At 59.1% G+C, this 21,105-nt stretch carries 7 protein-coding genes; 5 read left to right on the forward strand and 2 right to left on the reverse strand.

Annotated elements, in window-relative coordinates:
- Position 1 precedes the first annotated feature (1 nt).
- Both J2I48_RS22885 and J2I48_RS22890 read left to right on the forward strand, forming a co-directional pair.
- The gene (locus J2I48_RS22885) at positions 2–3,442 is read left to right on the forward strand and encodes a VCBS repeat-containing protein (RefSeq protein WP_207337837.1); all 3,441 of its coding nucleotides are present in this window, start codon (positions 2–4) and stop codon (positions 3,440–3,442) included.
- Entirely contained in the window at positions 3,439–4,878 is a 1,440-nt protein-coding gene (locus J2I48_RS22890; RefSeq protein WP_207337838.1) for a glycosyl hydrolase family 28 protein, read from the forward strand. Before J2I48_RS22885 ends, J2I48_RS22890 begins: the two co-directional genes overlap by 4 nt.
- A 93-nt stretch (positions 4,879–4,971) precedes the next feature.
- Here J2I48_RS22890 and J2I48_RS22895 read toward each other — a convergent pair whose 3' ends face one another.
- Positions 4,972–9,108, reverse strand: coding sequence for a hybrid sensor histidine kinase/response regulator transcription factor (locus tag J2I48_RS22895; protein ID WP_207337839.1), 4,137 nt, complete (start codon positions 9,106–9,108; stop codon positions 4,972–4,974).
- Positions 9,109–9,170: 62 nt separating this feature from the next.
- Positions 9,171–10,142 carry a glycosyltransferase family 2 protein gene (locus J2I48_RS22900; RefSeq protein ID WP_207337840.1) on the reverse strand — a complete coding sequence of 324 codons (972 nt, stop codon included), beginning with the start codon at positions 10,140–10,142 and terminating at the stop codon, positions 9,171–9,173.
- Between the two features lie 293 nt (positions 10,143–10,435).
- Here J2I48_RS22900 and J2I48_RS22905 point away from each other — a divergent pair, with 293 nt between their 5' ends.
- The 3 genes from J2I48_RS22905 to J2I48_RS22915 form a co-directional block, all read left to right on the forward strand.
- Positions 10,436–11,665 carry an ATP-grasp domain-containing protein gene (locus J2I48_RS22905; RefSeq protein ID WP_207337841.1) on the forward strand — a complete coding sequence of 410 codons (1,230 nt, stop codon included), beginning with the start codon at positions 10,436–10,438 and terminating at the stop codon, positions 11,663–11,665.
- 235 nt (positions 11,666–11,900) lie between these two features.
- The gene (locus tag J2I48_RS22910) at positions 11,901–19,553 is read left to right on the forward strand and encodes an Ig-like domain-containing protein (RefSeq protein WP_207337842.1); all 7,653 of its coding nucleotides are present in this window, start codon (positions 11,901–11,903) and stop codon (positions 19,551–19,553) included.
- Between the two features lie 31 nt (positions 19,554–19,584).
- Positions 19,585–21,105: SdrD B-like domain-containing protein (locus tag J2I48_RS22915; protein WP_207337843.1), on the forward strand; the 1,521-nt coding region annotated here is incomplete at its 3' end.

The raw sequence follows: 21,105 nt of genomic DNA on the forward strand, positions 1-21,105 counted from the left end.
CATGAAAACGTACCTGTTTATGAGTTTGGGCGCGGCGCTGATTGGTCTGACGGGCTGGCTGGCTAGCCGGGGCCATAGCGACACGCTCTTTGCGCGGGTACCCTCCGCACAGACGGGCATCACGTTTGCCAACGTGCTCACCGAAACCGATTCGCTCAACGCGCTTACCTTCGAGTACATGTATAACGGGGCGGGTGTGGGGGTGGGCGACTTCAATCGCGACGGCCTCGCCGACCTGTATTTTGCTGGTAATCAGGTGACGAGCCGACTGTATCTGAACCAGACAAAGCCCGGCGGGGTGCTGCGCTTTTCTGACATTACTGCTCCCTCGAAAACCAGCACCGACAGTTGGTGTACGGGTGTTTCCGTGGCCGACGTGAATCAGGATGGCTGGCCCGATATCTACGTTTGCGTGGCGGGCAAGACCCCAAAAACACCCCACCGCGCCAACAAACTCTTTATCAACAATGGCCTCAAAACGGGCGGCGGTATACCCACGTTTACGGAACAAGCCGAAGCGTATGGCCTGAATGATACAGGCTACAGCACACAAGCCGTCTTCTTCGATTATGACCGCGACGGTGACCTCGACTGCTACCTGCTCACCAACGCCCTCGAACCCAGTAGCCACGCCACCGTACGCCCCAAACGCCTCAACGGCGAAGCCCCCGATACGGATCGGTTGTATGAGAATAGAGGAGGTCATTTCATAAACGTTTCGCGGGCGGCGGGTATCCTGGCCGAGGGCTATGGGCTGGGGGTGTGCCTCAGCGATCTGGACAGCAACGGCTGGCCCGATCTGTACTGCGCCAACGACTTCATTTCCAATGATTTGGTATGGATGAATAACGGCAATCATGCTGACAATCAGACTGTTATTCCCATTTTTCATAATCAGGCGGGGGCCATGCTGAAGCATCAGACGCACAACGCCATGGGCGTAGATATTGCCGATATCAACAACGACGCCCTGCCCGATATTGTGGTGCTCGACATGCTACCCGCCAATAATTACCGGCAGAAAATGATGCTGCCCGGGTCGAATTTCAACCGGTTTCAACTGGAAAAAGAGTTGGATTATCAGCCGCAATTCATGCGAAATACCCTGCAACTCAATCGCGGCACGGCAGCCGGGGGCGTGGCCACGTTTTCGGAAATCGGGCAGCTGGCGGGCATCGAGAAAACAGACTGGAGCTGGGCACCACTGCTGGCCGATTTCGACAACGACGGCTGGAAAGACCTTTATATCACCAACGGCTACCGCCGCGACGTCACCAACCTCGATTTTATTGTCTTCAATCGCGAACAGGCCTCCTTTGGCACCCTCGAAGCGCAGACCCGGCAGGCCCTGAACGAGCTGCGACGCCTGCCCGACGTAGCCATTCCGAAGTACGCCTACCGCAACCGGGGGGCTGATCCAGCAACAGCGCTGACGTTTGAGGACGTGTCGGTGGTCTGGGGTCTCGACCAAACGGGTTTTGCCAACGGGGCCGCCTACGCCGACCTCGACAACGACGGCGACCTGGACCTGATAACCAACAACATCGACGCTGAAGCAATGGTGCTGGAAAACCGCCTCAACCAACGTACCCCTACGGCCACCCAGCCCGCACCCCACTGGCTCCGGCTCACTATAAACCCCGCGCAGGGCCTGCCCATCACCATTGGCACCAAAGTGTGGCTGTATGCCCAGGGGCAGCAACAAATGCTCGAACTGGCCCCCGTGCGGGGGTTCGTGTCGACGGTAGAGAACAGGCTGCATTTCGGAATGGGCAGTTGTGCTCGCTACGATTCGCTAGTGATCCGGTATCCGAACGGCAAAAAGCAGGTACTCGGTCCGGGCAAGGCCAACCGGATGCTGACCGTTCCGTACAACCCCGCTGGCGACTGGTCGGCCCCGCTACCAACCACAACCCCGCTGTTTACCCAACTTTCGGACGCCGAAAGCGGACTGTCCCTAACGCACCAGGAAACCCCCGTGGTCGACTTCAACCGTACGCCGCTGCTACCCCATCAGTTCTCGCGCAATGGCCCCTACCTGGCCGTGGGCGACGTCAATGGCGATCAGCTTGACGACTTTTTCATGGGTGCCGATTTTGGCCACCCAGCCAATGTATACGTACAGCAACTAACTGATAAACAGAGAACTAATGGAAAATTTAGCCAGAAAATCCTGCCCGGTAGTGAATCCTATGAAGCCATGGGAGCCGTGTTTTTCGATGCCGACGGCGACGGCGACCAGGATCTGTATGTGGTGAGTGGGGGGAGCCGCGTGGAGGGACTATCGGATACGTATCAGGACCGGCTCTACCTGAACGATGGGCGGGGCAATTTCCAGCCCGCGCTGCAGGCCTTGCCCAACATCCAGTCGAGCGGGGCCACAGTAACAGTGGCTGATATGGACGGCGATGGCGACCTCGACCTGTTCAGGGGCGGGCGCGTGGTGCCGGGCCAATACCCCAAACCCGCACCGAGCTACCTACTCCGAAACGACAGCAAGAGTGGCCGCGCAACTTTCGCCGACGTCACCGACGGGCTGGCCCCTGGACTGCGCCACATCGGCATGGTCACCGCCGCGCTCTGGACCGACGCCGACAACGACCACCACCCCGACCTGATGCTGGTAGGTGAATGGATGGCTCCGACCCTGTTTCGCAACACAAAAGGGCGACTCAACCGGCGGACAGTCAACGGCTTATCGAACGAAACGGGCTGGTGGTGTTCGCTGTTGGGGGCTGATATGGACGGCGACGGTGATCAGGATTATGTGGCGGGCAACCTGGGTTTGAACAGCAAATTCCGGGCATCGGCTACCGAACCCGTGCGCGTCTTCGCTGATGATTTCGACCAGAATGGGCGGCTCGACCCTATCCTAACCCATTACCTTCAACACCAACACGTGCCCGTGCCCCAGCGCGACGTGCTGATGGCCCAGATTCCCGCTATCAAAAAACGATTTCCCACCTACCATGACTACGCAAGCCACCTGTTTGAAGACCTATTTTCGGACGAAGAACGTACCCATGCCTACCAGCGCGACGCCCGCCAGCTGGCCAGTTGTTACATCGAAAACCAGGGCCATTTCCGGTTTGTGGTTCGGCCGCTACCCATCGAGGCGCAAATGGCCCCCATCAATGGCCTGGCCGCGCATGATTTCACCGGCGACGGTATTCTCGACCTACTTGTGGCGGGCAACTTCTACGGCACCGAAACCATTGGCGGTCAGCAAGATGCGGGCAAAGGCCTGTTGTTGGCTGGCACCAAAAAAGGAGTAACGCAAAGAGCTTTTCGCCCGGTCATGCACAGCGGCCTGAACATGGACGGCGACGTAAAATCGCTGGCCCCCCTGCGCCGCCCCAACGGAACCACCTGGTGGCTAACCGCCAGCAACGATGGCCCCCTGCACGTGTGGCAATCTATTACCAAATCAACACCATTATGAACATACCCCTCCTCTCCTTTTTTCTCCTCACTACTTCACAACTCCTTGCCAATCAGCTTATTACTTACCCGGCACCGGATTCGGCCCGGCAGGCGACGGATTTCAGCGTAACGGTAAACGGCAAGCCCGTCTTTGTGTATGACAACGCCGTGTCGGCCATGACCACGTTTAGTTTTGCCGGTAGTGTGCTGATCGAAATTACGTCGACGCATGATCTGCGGTGGGTCGATATCCGCCCGAAAAGCCTGGCCATTCCGGTGTCGGTGACGCCCACCAAACTAACGTTTCGGCTTACCAAACCGGGGCAACTGTCTATTGAGCGCAACGGCGAACACACGCGGGCGCTATACGTGTTTGCCGCTCCACCTGAACAGGACGTACCCAAGCCTACCGACCCCGGAGTGCGGTATTTTGCACCGGGGAAAATCTACGACGTGGGCACGTTGACGCTTAACAGCAACGAGACCATCTACATTGCCGGCGGGGCCATTGTGCGCGGCAACATCCAGGCAACCGACGCCAAGAACATTCGTATCCGGGGTCGGGGCATCCTGGATGCCAGCCAGTTAAAAGGCGGGCGGCTGGTACGGCTGTGGCGCTGCCAACAAATTGACATTGAAGGCATTACGATTACAGACAGCCCCGGCTGGACGCTCGTTCTGCTCGACTGTGACCACGTCACCATCCACGACCTGAAAGAAGTATGCTGGCGAAACGGCTCCGACGGCATTGACCTTGTGGGTACGTCGCATGTGCAGATTCGGGATTGTTTTCTGCGGAATAACGACGACAACATCGTGATCAAAAGCTTTAGCGTCAACCCCAGCACGTTCTATAGTCAACCGGGGCTGGGCCGCGACGTGACCGACATTTTGGTGGAGCGGTGCGTAATCTGGAACATGCCCTGGGGTAACGCCCTCGAAATTGGGTTTGAACTCCGCTGCCAGACCATTAACACCATCACCTTCCGCAACTGCGACCTGATCCACGTAGACCGGGGGGCGGCGCTGAGCATCCATAACGGTGATCAGGCCACGGTCGAGCGCATCACCTACGATAACATCCGGGTAGAAGATGCCCCCCACAAGCTGGTCGACCTGGCCGTCTTCTGGTCGCAATACAGCACTGATATGCCCACCACCGAAGCCGAACGCGCCCGCCAATACCTGCACGGAGCCTGGGATGGGGTGCTTCGCGTAGCTGCCGGTGAGGTCGCAGCCCACGCCCGCAGCCGGGGACAGATCCGCGATATCCTGTTTCGAAACATTGCCGTCACTGACGGGCAGTTTCCGTACTCTATTCTCTGCGGTTATGACGCGCGACACCGAATCGAAAACGTGCGATTTAAGGGGCTTACTATTCACGGCAAACCTATCCGATCAGCGCAGGCGGGGCATTTCTCCCTGGAGAACGCAACGCGGGTCTACTGGAAGTAAAGAGGTTCTCGCGGCCCCCGCTAACGGTGGCAGCACCCTGGCTTGTGGGGACACAGACCAGGGTGAAGGTCACAAACTACTACCCAGCATCTCCTACACCCCTATCGTCTTCTTGCCCCATTCGCCCGGCGAAACGCCAAACTCTTTTCGAAAAGCCCGGATGAAATAGTTAGGATCATTGAAACCTACGGCATAGGCCACTTCGGCCACCTGCCGCCCGCCCGCCTGAAGCAGTTGCGCAGCGCGTTGCAGACGGATGTTGCGGATAAGGTCGTTGCCGCCTTTGCCCGTCAGAGCCTTAAGTTTTCGGTACAACTGGGTGTTGCTCAGGGCCAGTTCCCGTTCCAGCCAGAGCACGTCCAGGTCTGGGTTAGCGAGGTGTGTGTCAATGATGGCCAGCACCTTGCGAAGAAACACGTCGTCGGCCGATTCGAGCACTATGTCGGTGGGTTTCAGCAACAACAACTGGCTGTATTTAGCCCGCAGCAACTGGCGGCCCTGGATCAGGTTTCTGGCCCGGCTCAGCAGCACGTCTACGTTGAAGGGCTTGGTCACGTAGTCGTCGGCACCCGCGCCAAGGCCTTCCACTTTACTCTCCGTGCTTGACCGCGACGTGAGCAAAATCAGCGGAACGTGGCTGGTGCGCTCATCGGCTTTCAGGGTTTGGCACAGGTGCAGGCCGTCCATATCGGGCATAAGCCAGTCGCTCACGATCAGGTCGGGAATTTCGGTCCGGGCCTGAGCCAACGCGTCGTGGCCGTTGATGGCCGTAAGCACCCGGTAGCGCGGCCGAAAACAACTGGCAACGTAGTCGCGCAGCTCGTCCTGGTCTTCTACCACCAGCACCAGGGGCCAGTTGCTGTCATTAACCGGGTTGAGCAACGCAGACTCACTATCGCCCTGTGGCTGATGAGCGGTTTCCAAAACGGGCGAAACAGTGGCCACATCGGCTGGGTAGTTAGAGAGCCACGCGGGTGGAAACGCCGAGGCCGATACGGGTAGCATTACCCGCATGGTGGTGCCCGCACCGGGGCTGCTATCTACCCGAATCTGCCCCCGGTGCAGTTCTACCAGTTCACGGGTGAGGGCCAGCCCAATGCCCGTTCCGGCCTTTTTGGCCCTGCTTTGACCGTTTACCTGGTAAAACCGCTCGAAGATATGAGCGGTATGTTCCGCCGAAATGCCTACGCCCGTATCGGTCACTTCCAGCCACAGTTCAGCCGATTCGGGCGTCGATTCGGAGGTGTCGAGCACTTGGCACCGCACCAGAATAGAGCCGCCACCGGGCGTGAATTTAAACGCATTGGCAATCAGGTTATACAGCACTTTCTCCACGATATCCGGGTCGAACCAGGCCGAAGCCATGTTGGGCATGGTCTCGATGGTGAGTGTAATCTGCTGCTTTTCGGCCTGCGCCGTAAATGATTCGGCCACCTGCCGCACAAACCCGGCCACATCCTGCCGACTGATTTCGGGCCGGAGCGAGTCGGATTCCAGCTTCGAGAGGTCGAGGAGTTGGTTGATGAGCCGCAGCAGCCGGTTGGCATTTTGGTGCATCGTTTTCAGCTGCGGGCGGCGGCTGTCGGGCGTGCTGTCGGCCAGGAATTGCTCCAGCGGGGTGAGAATCAGGGTGAGTGGTGTGCGGAACTCGTGGGAGATATTGGTAAAAAAGCCAGACCGCAGGCGGTCGAGTTCGCGGGCTTTTTCGGTTTCCAGGTGCTCGGCCCGCAGTTCTGTTTTAAAGCCTTCGCGAATTTGGATAAGTCGACGCATCAGCAGCAGCAACCCCGATACCAGGGCAGCATAGAGGCAATAGGCCCAGCCGGTGCGGTACCAGGGGGGCAAAATGGTGATGCTCAGCACGGTTTCAGTGGCCTTGCCAAAGTCGTCGGTGAGCGAGGCCTTCACCCGAAACAGGTACGTACCCGGGTTTTGGTTGGTATACGTGGCCGACTGTTTGGTGCCCACGTAGTTCCAGTCGGTCTCGAAGCCATCCAGCCGGTATGCATACCGAACGTGCCGATGTGTTCTGAACAGCACGGCGGCATAATCGACCGTGATGACCGACTGATTATAGTGGAGCGTAATGGCCTTCGTTTCGTTAAATGCCTTGGTCAGTGGCGAGTCGGCATCGCCGGGCAGGACTGTCCGGTTAAAGAGTTTAAGCTCTGACAGATAGACAGGTACGTTTGGTTCAACGTCCTCAGCCTGGTTCGGCCTGAACACTGTCAGGCCATGCTTGCCCCCCCAAAACAGGGTCCCATCGGTGCTCTGCGAGGCGGCCCGCTCCGTGAAGTCATTGCCGGCAAGGCCATCGCCCCGGCCATAGGTACGTACTACGTGCCCACCCTCATCGAGCTGACATAGCCCGTCGTTGGTAGCTACCCAGATGTTCCCTTGCTTATCCTGGCTGATGCTCATGATGGCATCATTCGGCAGGCCATTGTCGGTGGCCAGCAGGGTAAATTGCCCCGTAGGACCGTCATACCGGTGCAGTCCATTCATAGTGCCCACCCAGAGCTGTTTGCGCCGGTCTTCAAACAGGCAGGTGACATGGTTATCGTAGAGGCTGCCGGGTTGCTGGATGCCCTTAAAATGGTGATATGCCCCACTTTTAGGGTTCCAGGCGGTCAGTCCATCCCCAAAAATGCCGCTCCACAACGTGCCATCGTAGGTTTCGAGCAGGTCGGTATAGGACACTGAGGCCAACTTTACAGGCCGCTCAACAGCCGTTAACTGCCCGGTAAAGCGATCTATGAGCCAGAGTTCACCTGACTGCATAGCAAGCCAAGCCTGTTGACGTGCGCCCACTGCGGGTGTCGCCACGCTGACCCGGCCTATGCCCAGAACGTCTAGCCGCTGCCGAACAAGGCCGGTTTGGGGGTCTATAATCACCGTGCCTCTGTTCCAGCTGCTCACCAGTAGCGCCCTGCCCGATAGTAGGTACGCGTAGGTTACATCGTTGCCCGGCAGCGAACGGGGGTTCCCCGGCTGCTGCCAGACGTGCCGGTACGTATTGGTTTTTCGGTCTACGTAGGTGAGGCCCAGCATACTACCCACCCAAACGTTACTCAGCGAATCGGCAGCTACCGTGGTTACCTTAGAGGAGAGCAAACTATTGAGTTGCCCCGGCTGATGGGTATATAGTTCAAATGGGTCGGCATGGGCAAACAGCACGTTCAGGCCACCCTCCCAGGTACCAATCCAGATGTTGCCCTCGCGGTCGCCCCGAACGCACACGGTAGCGTGGGTACTTAGGTTACCCGTCAGGGCAGGATCATGTTTAAAATGCCTGAGTTTCTGAAAATCTGAGTCTTCAGCCAGCACAATACCGTCATCGGTACCAAGCCAGAACCGCCCCTGTTTGTCTTCATACAGGCTACGGGCAATGTTTATGCCTTCAACAACGCCTTTTTGAAAGAAAACACACCCAAACCCCCGCCCAATGCTGTCGCATCGAAACAGGCCACGCCCCTGTGTGCCCACCCATAGGCGGCCCCGGCTGTCGCATTCAATGAGCATCGTAGCTACTGGTGCCGACAGAGCCGGTTCGGGCAGGGTCACGCGGGTTAGCTGGTGATCACTCAGGCGCATTCGGATCAGGCCTCCTTTCAAATAGGCTAGCCATAGGTTCCCGGCTTTGTCAGGGCAGATTTGCTGGATATAATTCGACGGCAAGCCGTTTTTCTCGGCGGTCAGCTGGCTAACCTGGCCCGTTTGCAGATCTATCTCCAGCAGCCCGGTACCGTAAGTGGCGGCCCATACATGCCCGCGCCCATCCTGCGCCAGATCGGTGATGGTGGCCGTGGCAATATCTTGTCCGGAGGTAGTGCGGAGGTAGCGCATAAACCGCACTCCTGTTGAATCCATGCGGTTAAGCCCCCCCGAATTGGTGCCTACCCACAACCCATGCTGCCGGTCTTCAAAAAGGCATTTTATTTCGTTGCTGCTCAGGCTATGCCGGTCCCGCGCCGACCGCCTGAATACCTGAAAGTGCTCACCATCGTAGCGGTTCAGGCCGTCGGCCGTGCCGAGCCACAAAAAACCGTTCCGGTCCTGAAGCAAATCCATGACCACGTTGTGCGATAGCCCATCGCTGGTGGTAAGGTGGTGGAAGGTGGCCTGGGCATAACAGCGGATGCCCAGGCAGGCCATCAGAACCAATGGCAAGTACGTGTAGTGTGTGCCCTGAAGGCGCCTGCTAATCGCTTTCCATGAGGCAGTACGCATTGAGCCGTGTAGTTGGTAGCTTGACACTGGTACTTCTGTAGCCAAAGGTCAGCTTTTTCCGGCTAAAAATACAGCACCCTGTATTTTACCGCGCCATAGAGCCGCCAGTAGACAGACAGAAACGGCGAAGCTACGGAAGTAGCCCCGGCTTGCTTGGCATTGGTGAGCAAATCGGCCTGACCAGACCACTCTTCCATCAGCGATAAACCAGTGAATGCCAGCCAGATAGCCATACCCAGCAGGGCTACAGACCAATAGCTCACAGCGGCTGCCAGCAAGGCCATAACCAGGCCTGCCACAGTTAGGTATTGCCGCGCCACGAGGGCCTCCGACCGGTGTATGCGCTGGCGAAACAGTTCGGGGTGACGTTTGTAGAGCAGGGCATCGTAGCGCTTTTTGCGCTCGTTGTTCAGGCTCGTATACCAGCCCGTTGGGTGCATGGGCTGCATCACCGCCGCCTCCGGGCACCGCAAAATGGGAATACCGATTTCAAGGAATTTGAATTGCAGGTCTAGGTCTTCGCGCCAGGCCAGATCAAACGTTTCTTCAAAGCCACCCGCCCGTTCCAGAGCCACCTTCTGACAGAAACAGTTGGCCGTCGACAGCTCGGTTATGTCGGGTACGGGTTGGCTGCGCGCCTGTCCGGCCACGCGGGGCGCCACCGCCCGCACCGAACCAGTCACCACCATGGCCCCCCTCCGAAACATGCCCTGCGCCGAGGCCAGCCAGGTGGGCTGGGGCTGACAGTCGGCATCGGTGAAGGCAATAAATTGACCCCGTGCGGCCCGCCAGCCCCGGTTGCGGGCCGCAGCCAGCCCCCGCCGGTCGCGCTGGGCGAGGTAGCGCACTTCAATGCGGGTCTCGGCCGAAAAATGCGCCACCACTACGGCGGTTTCGGGACGGTTGGCATCATCTACCACTACCACTTCAAACTGGTCGGGAGGCAGGGTTTGGGCCGTAAGGGCCTGGAGACAAAGCGTTAATCGGTCGGTGTCAGGTCCGGTTGGAATAACAACCGTAAAAAATGGGTCCATCGCGTTGATATAAGGCTGATTGGGGCATACCGACAGCCGTTAGAAAAGCGTATTGCTCAGAGTCTTCTCAAAGACCGGGCCACTATGCCTATAGATGAACGAACCGGCAAACAAAATAGCTGAACACCAGGCATTAATTGAGGGAAAGGATTTTTTGATTTACGATGTACGAATTACGAATTACGATTTTTGCTGACGCTAGCCTTCTCCTGCGTCAGCAAAAATCGTAATTCGTAATTCGTACATCGTAAATCAAATTCCCCCCTATATTGCTCTGCATTCAACGACACCCTATGACATCCTCCCCTTCCCATCCTCCCCTTGCGTTTTTGTGCATTGCCACCTTTGTAAAAGGCGAAGCGTTCATGCAGACCTGCAAAGCACTAGGCCACACGGTCTACCTGCTGACTGAACAGCGCCATAAAGACAAACCCTGGCCCCACGAAGCCATCGACGAAATCTTTTACCTGCCTTCGGAAAGCAACGACAGCCAGAACCTCGACACCATGCTTCTGGGCCTGGCCCACACCATGCGCACCCGCCGCATCGACCGGGTGATAGCCCTCGATGATTTCGACGTAGAAAAAGGTGCCCTCGTCCGCGAGACGTTCCGCATCCCAGGCATGGGCCAAACCACGTCCCGGTTCTTCCGCGACAAACTGGCCATGCGCAAACGGGCGCAGAAAGCGGGCATTCGCGTACCCCGGTTCAGCAGCCTGTTCAATAACGACGAGTTAACCCTGTTCCTGCAAAACAGCGAAGCCCCCTGGCTCATTAAGCCCCGCTCTGAGGCTTCGACCACCGGCATCCGCAAGGTGCATACCCTGGATGAAGCCTGGACCGTGGTGAACGAACTCGGCGACAACCGGCACACCTACCTGATCGAAGAATTTAAGCCGGGCAGTGTGTATCACGTTGATTCACTGTCGTTTGCCTCGAAAGCCGTGTTCAGCCGGGTAAGCGAATACCTGGCCACGCCCATGGAAGTAGCCCACGGCGGGGGCATTTTCCGCACCCGCACCCTGGCCCCCACCGACGCCGAAACGCCTGATTTTCTGGCTATTAACGATGCCGTTATGGCCGCGTTTGGCATGCGCCACTCGGCCTCGCACTCCGAGTTTATCCGCTGCAACCACGACGGCGAACTGTATTTTCTGGAAACGGCCTGCCGGGTAGGCGGGGCCAACATTGCCGAGATGGTCGAGGCGGCTTCGGGCGTGAACCTCTGGGCCGAATGGGCCAAGCTGGAGATCGCCGCCGCTCACAACGAACCTTACAGCCCCCCCGCCGACACGGGCCACTACGCCGGATTGATTGCCTCGCTCGCCAATGAATTGCGCCCCGATATGGCCGGTTTTACCGACCCCGAAATTGTGTGGCGGATGCACCGCGACCACCACATTGGTTTTATCGTGAAAGCCGAGGAGCCTGAGCGGGTGCGCACGTTGCTGGACAACTATATGCACCGCATCCGCGAAAGTGTACACGCGTCGATGCCTGTAGCCGCCAAACCTACTAACTGAGTAGTGTCGTAAACTACTTACAGACAAACACTTAAGCAACTTTTTAGCATTTTAAATTTACTAATAAAAGGCATTACTATTCTAAGTTCATAGATTTATAGTCTGCTTTTTGCAGCAAGTAGCGTAGTAACCCCTTCAGCGGGTACTACGCTTTTTTTATGTACCAACATAAGTGAAGTGTAGTGAAAAAAAGCGACCAACTGAAGATCTGATTGTCAACGCTTTACATCAACTTATGAAATTACGTCTACACACCTGCGCTACTCTTTTGCCCTGGCTGTTGAGCTTAGCCCTACTTTTTGGGCGCACAGAAGAGGCATTTGCCCAATTATCTGGCACGGTTTTTAGAGACTTCAGCGCCAACGGAACCCGCGAGGCACCCGGCGAGATTGGCGTAGGCGGCATTACCGTGACCGCTACCAGCATCAACGGTGTGGTCACCACAACCACCACCAGTTCAGCCGTAGCCAGTCTGGGCAACTATAGCTTCACACCGGGCGGAACAGGGCCATTCCGCGTTGAGTTTTCGGGGCTACCTGCCGGTTACTTCCCCGGTCCGAAAGGCACAGGCAGCGGCACGTCGGTGCAGTTTGTTGCAGCTGGCTCTACCAACGTCAATCTGGGCATCAATTACCCAACCGATTACAGCCAGGCCAACCCGTTCTACCTCGTTCCGTGCTATGTGAACGGTGATCCGCTCAGCGCCACCGGCAATGCCGGGTCGCAGGGATCACTGGTGACCCTTCCCTACAGTAGCACAGGCAATAACCCCAGCGAATTTGCCATAGCCACTGGCGCGCAGATTGGGGCTGTTTTTGGCGTAGCCTACCAGCGGACAGCCCGCCAGGCTTTTACCGCAGCCTTCGTAAAACGCCATTCGGGACTTGGGCCGAGCGGCGCGGGAGCTATCTACCTCACCAAAGCCACCGACGCTACCTTCACCAATTTTACTTCGAGCCTGTTTACCACGCTGCCTATTGCCATACCTGTGGCTACCAACACCGCGCGGAGCCTTCCGGGGAGCACCACAGTGGTAAACCAGGACGCCACCGTATTCGACCAGGTAGGTAAAACCGGTCTGGGCGACATTGAACTGTCGGAAGACGGTACCACGCTGTATGCCGTTAACCTGTCGGACCAGAAGCTGTATCGCATTCCGATCAACAACGCTGGCACCAACAACCCCACGGCCAACACGGCGGGCATCACCAGTTTTAGCATTGGCACCGGCACGGGTTGCCGCACGGGCAGCGTATACCGACCATTTGCCCTAAAGACCTATCGGGGTAAGGTCTACGTGGGCGGTGTGTGCACCAACGAAAACGTACCCACCACAACGACAACCAATTTCGGGCCGGGCGTGAACAACACAGCCAACCTGATCACCCGCGACACCACGGGCATGAAGGCCATTGTGTATGAGTTTAACCCGGCCAATAACACGTTTGCCTCGGCCATTGCCTTTCCGCTCACATATCGAAAAGGCAACACCAACAATGATCAGGCGGGCGTAGAACGAGCCAACTATTGGCTTCCATGGACCAGCGTGGTGCCCGGCAGTACGGCCGTGCCCAGCCGCTTTGCCCGGGGTGATTTACCCAACATCAGCTACCCCCAGCCGTGGCTGACAGGCATTGAATTCGACGTAGACGGGTCGATGATTCTGAGCATCCGCGACCGCACCGGCGACCAGTTTGGCAACAACAACCTGGGGCCAAACAACACGACCACGCTCTACCGCGCCATTGCTCCGGGCGATATTCTGCGCGCCAGCAAGTGTACTCCTAACGCCCCGCTCTGGACGCTGGAAAGCAATGCGTCTGTTTGCAGCAGCACAGCCACGGCAGGGGTAGGCAACGGACAGGGGCCGGGCGGCGGCGAATTTTATTATGGCGATGCTGTGGCCGTGCCCAATACTATTACGCCTTTCCACCTGGAAATGGCTCAGGGTGGGTTGGCCTTGCTGCCAGGTAGTGGCTATGTGTCGTCGATTGTGATGGACCCCACCGACCAGATCGAAGCGGGGGGGATTCGGCGGTTCCGGAACAGCGATGGTTTTTCCGATGCGTCCACCAGCGTCCAGATCTACTACAGCGGCACTGGCGTGACCACCTACGGCAAAGCCAACGGCTTAGGTGACATTGAGTTAAGCAGCGACAATCCACCCATTGAAATTGGCAACCGTGTCTGGAACGATGGCGATGCCCAAAGCGCCGACGGTCTTCAGGGCGCTACTAATACGTATATCAGCGGTGTCACGGTGACGCTCTACCTGAACGGGTCGCCGGTGGTGAGCACTACTACCAACGCAGCGGGCGAATACTATTTTAATAGCACCAACGTACCGGGCGGCCTGCTACCCAATACGGCCTACGAGATCAGAATTCCGATGAACCAGTCGGGCCTGACCAATTTCATTCCCACCGTATATAATGCCGGCACCAGCGACGCCATCGACAATGATGGCGTGCTGGTAAACGGTTTCACGGTCATTACGCTCACCACCGGTAATTACGGCGAAAACAACCACTCCTACGATTTCGGCTTTGTTACTTGCCCCACCATTACCAACCCGTCGGGAGGGGTGTCGGTCTGTTCGGGCACGTCGGTCAATTCGCTGAGTGTAGCGACCAATGCCACGGGTACCAACACCATTCAGTTCGTGTATTTCACGACACCCCAGAGTGGTACGGCCATGTATAGCGGCGGCACGTCGCTGACCACAGCCACGCCCACGGGAGGTACGGCCGTTATCACCAACGTGGCGTTTCCGGCCAACACCACGGCTAGCCCAGTGGTCTATTATGTCTACGCCATCCTGACGCCCACCCCCGGCGCGGCAGACTGTCGGCCAGCGCAGCAGCTACTGGTTACGGTAAACCCAGCCGTTTCGGCCAGCATTGCAGCCAACCCCGGCCTGACCATCTGTAGCGGCAGCAGCACCACCCTCACGGCCACGGCCAGTGGCGGGGCAGGCTTTACCTACCGCTGGAGTACCGGTGCCACCACGGCCAGTATACCGGTAAGCCCCACCATTACAACTACTTACGCAGTCACGGTTGCCAACAATACCAGTTGCTCGGCCATTGCCACGGCTACGGTGACGGTCAACCCCGCCCTAACGGCGCTGACGGCCAGCGCCAGCCCGACCACTATTTGCAACGGTGCCAGCAGCACCCTCACGGCTACGGCGTCGGGCGGTACGGGCATCACCTACGCTTGGAGCAACGGCATCACAACCGCCACCCAGCCCGTTAGCCCTAGCGTGACCACGGTCTATACCGTTACGGCCACCAACAGCACCGGCTGCACCCGAACGGCATCGACCACGGTGACGGTGAACCCCGCCGTGACAGCGGTGGTTGCGGTTAGCCCCAGCGCCACTATTTGCGCTGGCACGAGCGCCACGCTGACGGCGTCGGGCGGTAACGCCTTCCGCTGGAGTACGGGAGCGACTTCGGCAGCCATTGTGGTCTCGCCCACCAGCACCACGGCCTACAGCGTGACGGTCGCCAACGCCAGCGGTTGTTCGGCTATTACCCAGGCTACCATCACGGTGAACCCAGCGGTAACGGCTACACTGAGCAACACCACCATCTGCAATGGCACAGCGGCCACCCTAACGGCCACTGGGGGCAGTTCGTATACCCTGAGTACGGGCGCCGTGAATACCACGGGTATTTTTAACGTAACACCTTCAACTACAACCGCATACACGGTTACTGTCGTCAACGCCAGCGGATGCTCAGGGGTGGCTTCCGGTACGGTGACGGTGAACCCCGCCGTGACGGTTACGGTAGGTAGTGCCACAATTTGTAACGGCACGTCGGCGATATTAACGGCCAATGCGAGTGGCGGTACGGGCTTCACCTATGCCTGGGCACCCGCCGGAACGGGCAGCACCCAGACGGTGACGGTATCGCCTGCGGCCAACACAACCTATTCGGTCACGGTAACGAATGGCAACGGCTGCTCGGCTATTGCCACGGCTACCGTGACGGTCAACCCCGCCGTGACGGCCACCATTACGGCCAGCCCCAGCAACACAATCTGTAACGGCACAACAGCCACGCTGACCGCCTCGGGCGGGACAGGTTTCCGCTGGTCGACGGGAGCGACTACGGCGGCTATTAACGTTAGTCCTACCAGCACCACGGCCTACTCAGTGACGGTGACCAACGGCAACGGCTGTTCGGCTATCGCCACTACCACGATCACGGTGAACCCCGCTGTAACCGTCACCGTGGGCAGCGCCACGATCTGCAACGGCACCAGCGCTACCCTCACGGCCATTGCCAGTGGTGGGTCGGGCTTTGCGTATGTGTGGGCACCAGCGGGTACGGGCAACACCCCAACCGTGACGGTTTCGCCCACGGCCACTACGACCTACTCTGTTACCGTGACCAACAGCAACGGTTGTTCGGCAGTGACCAGCGCCACGGTGACGGTGAACCCCGCTGCTACGGCAGTCATCACGGCTAACCCCAGCAACGGGGCCATCTGCAACGGCACCTCGGCGACGCTGACGGCCTCAGGCGGGACAGGTTTTCGTTGGAGTACAGGGGCGACATCGGCGGCTATTGTAGTAGCACCCACCAGCACCACCGCCTACTCGGTCACCGTCACCGATGCAAACGGTTGTTCGGCCACAACCCAGACTACCATCACAGTCAACCCCGCCGTGTCGGTAGCGGTGGGCAGCCAGACCATCTGCAACGGCACCACGGCCACGCTGTCGGCCACGGCGGGTGGCAGTACGGGCCTAACTTACAACTGGTTACCTGCCGGAACGGGCAACACCCAGACGGTGACGGTTTCGCCCACGGGCACCACCACGTATACGGCCGTAGTGACCAATAGCAATGGCTGTTCGGCCACCACAACGGCCACGGTGACGGTGAACCCAGCGGTAACGGCCACGGTGGCGGTGAGTCCGAGCAACACCATCTGCCAGGGCACGTCGGCGACCCTGACGGCGGCGGGAGGTACAACCTACCGCTGGAGTACAGGGGCTACTACGGCGGCTATCAGCGTCACGCCCGCCAACAGCGCCATCTACAGCGTCACGGTCACCAACGGATTTGGCTGTTCAGCGGTGGCCAACAGCACCATCACGGTCAACCCCGCCGTGAACGCCAGCCTGAGCAATGCGGTGATCTGCAACGGCACCACGGCCAGCCTGACCGCCACGGGAGGCAGTGCCTATACGCTGAGCAACGGGGCCACCAACGCCACGGGCATTTTTATCGTAAGCCCCACAACCACAACACCTTACACCGTAACCGTGACCAATGGTAACGGCTGTTCGGCCATCGCTACCGCTACGGTAACGGTGAACCCAGCGGTAACGGCGGTGGTGAGCGTTAGCCCCAGCAGCAGCATTTGTCTGGGCACGTCGGCCACGATTACGGCCACGGGTGGTTCGTTCTACCGCTTCAGCGATGGCACCACTATCACCAGCAACACGTCGGGTCAACTGGTAGTAACGCCCACCGCCGTGGGCAGCAACCCGTATGCTGTCACGGTTACGTCGGGGCAGAGTTGCAGCGCCACCGCCTCGGTCGTGATTACGGTCAATGCCCTGCCGCAGCCCAGCATTTTAGGTACGTCGACGATCTGCGCGGGCGGCCCCATCTCGCTCACGGCCACCCCCACCACGGGGCTTACCTACGCCTGGACAGGGCCGGGCGGTAACCTGGGCAGTAGCAACCCGCTTATCATTCCCAACAGCACCACCGCCAACTCAGGTACGTATCAGGTGCGGGTAACGGATGCCAACGGCTGCACTGCCACGGCCAGCCGCAACGTGACGGTGAAGCCATCGCCCACGGTGCAGATCCTGAACACCAGCATCACCTGCGCCAACAACCAGCCCGCCGTAGCCATTGCCACGCAGGTAACAGGCGGCACCCCTCCCGTAAGCTACGCCTGGTACCGGTCGGGGGCCGCGGGGGTGATTTCGACAAGCGCCAACCCGTCGTTCTCAACACCTGATACCTACAGCGTGATCGTGACCGACGCCAACGGCTGCATCAGCAATACGGCTTCGGTGACGGTGGTAACGCCCAACCCGCTGGCGGTGAACATCCAGACCAGTAACCCACTCTGTTTCAGCGCGCAAGGCCAGATTACAGCCACCACTAGTGGTGGCACAGGACCTTATTCCGTGAATTACTACAACGCGGGTGGCCTGCTTTCGTCGACCACAACAACCGGCACCAGCACCCTGCAAACGGGTGCTGGCAGCTACACCATTACGGTTACCGACGCCAACGGTTGTTCGCTCACCCAGACGGCCACGCTCACCCAACCCCCGCTGCTGTCGGTCTCGCTCACCAGCGGCGGACCTGTCTGCGCCGGGCAGAATACGGGCACCATCAGCAGTTCGGTAGCAGGAGGCACCCCATCCTACACCTACGTCTGGACGGGTCCGGTGGCCAACGGGGCTACCGCGCCCAACCTGACGGGTCTTTCGGGCGGTACTTATTCGGTAGTTGTGACCGATGCCAACGGCTGCACCGCCACCCGTGGTATCACGATCCAGACCAACCCGCTGCCCGCCGCGCCCTCGTTTACGGCGACCCAACCTACCTGCGTCACCACCACGGGCACAATCCGAATACTGACACCAGCTACGGGCGTGACCTACAGTTTCGACAACGGGCAATCGTACCAGGCGTCGGCCACGCTCAGCGGACTGGCACCGGGCGTGTATCGGCTGCGGGTGAAAGACAATACCACTGGCTGCGAATCGACGGTGACGAGCGCCACGGTCAATGCCATACCAACAGCGCCAACCGCCTCAATAGCAGGCAGTACGGCCTATTGCGAAGGCTTCCCCATTTCGCTCACAGCCAGCCCCGCCACGGGCGTTACCTACGCCTGGACGGGTCCCAGTGGTAATTTGGGCAGCAGTAACCCGCTCGTGATTCCCAATGCGACACCGGCCAACTCGGGTACGTATCGCGTGACGGTGACGGACGTAAACGGCTGTACGGCCACCGCCAGCAGCGTCATTACAGTCAACCCCGCCATCGTAGCCACGGTCAATAATGCCACGCTCACCTGCCAAAACCCCACGGCCACGCTTACGGTGAGCAGCAGCCAGCTAAACCTGAGCTACAGCTGGCGCGGGCCGGGCGGCTTCACGGCCATTACCCAGAGCGTAACGGTCGGTGTGGTGGGTACCTATACGGTGGTGACCACCAGCACGCAATCGGGCTGTTCAGCCACGGCCACCGCCACCGTGTCGCAGGACGTTAGCCTGCCCGTAACCACGCTGACGAGTGCCACGCTCACCTGCCAGAACAACTACGCCGCTGTAACCCTAACGGCCACCGGCACCCCTGCCAACACCACCTATCAGTGGACGGGACCAGCTGGCTTTGCGGTCAATGCAGCCAGCATCAGTACCACCATTCCAGGCACTTACACGGTCGTCTCGACCAATCCGCAGACGGGTTGTAGCACCACGCTCACCACCACCGTGGCGCAGGATGGCGGCGTACAGGCCACGCTTACACAGAGCAACTGCCTGAATAACAGCACCAATGCCGTAGTCGCCGATGACTATTTCACGGTCACGGTCCAGGCCACCAACACCGGCAACGTGGGTACGTATGAAGTCGTGCTGGGTGCCAATGCCAACGGTACGGGCGGCACGGTACTTAACCCCGGCGGCACGGCCTTCGGCACGGCGGTTACGGTGGGTGGCGTAGGGCAGGGTAATGCCAAAGGCTTCCGCGCCGACGGTACCACCACCTACCCCATCCTGATCAGGCAGGTGGGCCAGACCAACTGCCGGGTCTTCCGCCTCACGGGTACCGTGGCGCCCTGTTCATCCTGCTTCCCCATCCCCTGCCAACCAACTAGTCTTCGTAAACAATAATCTCTTTTCCAATTTAAAACCGCTTGATTCCATGAAAAACGCTACCTCCTTTTCGAGTTGGCCCCGCTGCCTATTGACCCTGCTGGGTCTGCTAGGCCTCTGTACCGGCACGTTTGCTGCCTCGCCCCGCCCGCCAGCCCTGTTGGCGGGTCCCACGCCCGTGGGTAACTACGTCTTCCTCGACGCTAACCAGAACAACGTCTTCGACGCCGCCGAAAACGGTATTCCGAGTGTGCGGGTTTGCCTCTACACCAGCGATGGCGTACTGCGCGAAACAGCCACCACCACGCCGACCGGTCTGTTCTCCTTCACGACTACCATTCAGCCCAACACTAGCTACGACATCCGGATCAAGGCCGCCGATGCCCCCGCCAACCGCCGCCTTGTTGTGGCCCGGCAGGGTGGCGACCCCACCGCCGACAGTGATGCCACCCTGGTAGGCAACACGGCCGTGATTGTGGTGCAGAGTACCCCCACCGGCACCCTACCCACCGCACTTGGTTTCGGCTACGCCGCCGGTGACCCCGACCTGATTCTGACCAAAACCAGCGACAGCTTCTCGGTAGCACGGGGCGGCACGGCCACCTTTACCCTCAGCGTTTCGAACGTAGGCGGCAGCACGGCCACGGGCGTCATCGTCCGCGATACGCTCGATACGGGCATGGGCTACGTGTCGTCGTCGCCGGCGGCTACTACGGCACTTTTAGGCTCCGGGAAAGTACAGGTTACCTGGAACACGGGTACCCTCTCGGCCAGCGCCTCCGCCACGTATACCCTGACCGTCAGTGCATTAGCTGATGGCGTTCTGACCAACACGGCGGGCGTAACAGCCACCTCGGCCGATGGCACGCCGCGCAACAACCTCGCCAGTGCCAGCTTCTCGGTACCTGCCAAACTTTGTCAGGGCGGTGCTTATGTAACATCCCTGGCTCCCAACCTCACCAATGTAGAATGGTTCAGAGCTGGCGCTTCCGTTGGTACCGGCAACAGCCTCACCATCGTTACGTCGGGGGCGTATAGCTATACCGCCTTCGCAGTTGGGTCCGACTGTCAGGTCAGCAGTTGTAGCCCGCTCATCATCTACGACGGCGCTGTTCCCAACCTGACGCTGGCCAGTTCAGCATCAGCCATTTGCGCAGGGCAATCGTCGGTGCTGTCGGTGAGCAACTGTACGGGTACGGTACTCTGGAACACCGGCGCAACTACCACCAGCATTACGGTATCGCCCACGGTAACCACGGGCTACTCGGCGACCTGTACGCCAACCGCCGCCGACGCCTGCCCATCGTCTGTTTCAGCAACGGTGACGGTGAACCCATCGGTTACGGCCACGCTTAGCAGCGCCACTATTTGTAACGGCCTCGTAGCCACGATCACGGCCACCGGCGGTACGTCTTACACCCTGAGCGATGGCCAGGTCAACACAACGGGTATATTCAGCGTGTCGCCTGCCCTTACAACGGCGTATAGCGTCACGGTAGCCAACAGCAGTGGCTGTACCAGTTTGGCCTCTGGCACGGTGACGGTGAACCCATCGGTTACGGCCACGCTT

It is taken from the genome of Fibrella aquatilis (assembly GCF_017353255.1).
Taxonomy (GTDB): domain Bacteria; phylum Bacteroidota; class Bacteroidia; order Cytophagales; family Spirosomataceae; genus Fibrella; species Fibrella aquatilis.

Coding starts and splice junctions, on each gene's coding strand:
- J2I48_RS22885 (WP_207337837.1), top strand. CDS start 2: ATGAAAACGTACCTGTTTATGAGTTTGGGCGCGGCGCTGATTGGTCTG.
- J2I48_RS22890 (WP_207337838.1), top strand. CDS start 3,439: ATGAACATACCCCTCCTCTCCTTTTTTCTCCTCACTACTTCACAACTC.
- J2I48_RS22895 (WP_207337839.1), bottom strand. CDS start 9,108: ATGCGTACTGCCTCATGGAAAGCGATTAGCAGGCGCCTTCAGGGCACA.
- J2I48_RS22900 (WP_207337840.1), bottom strand. CDS start 10,142: ATGGACCCATTTTTTACGGTTGTTATTCCAACCGGACCTGACACCGAC.
- J2I48_RS22905 (WP_207337841.1), top strand. CDS start 10,436: ATGACATCCTCCCCTTCCCATCCTCCCCTTGCGTTTTTGTGCATTGCC.
- J2I48_RS22910 (WP_207337842.1), top strand. CDS start 11,901: ATGAAATTACGTCTACACACCTGCGCTACTCTTTTGCCCTGGCTGTTG.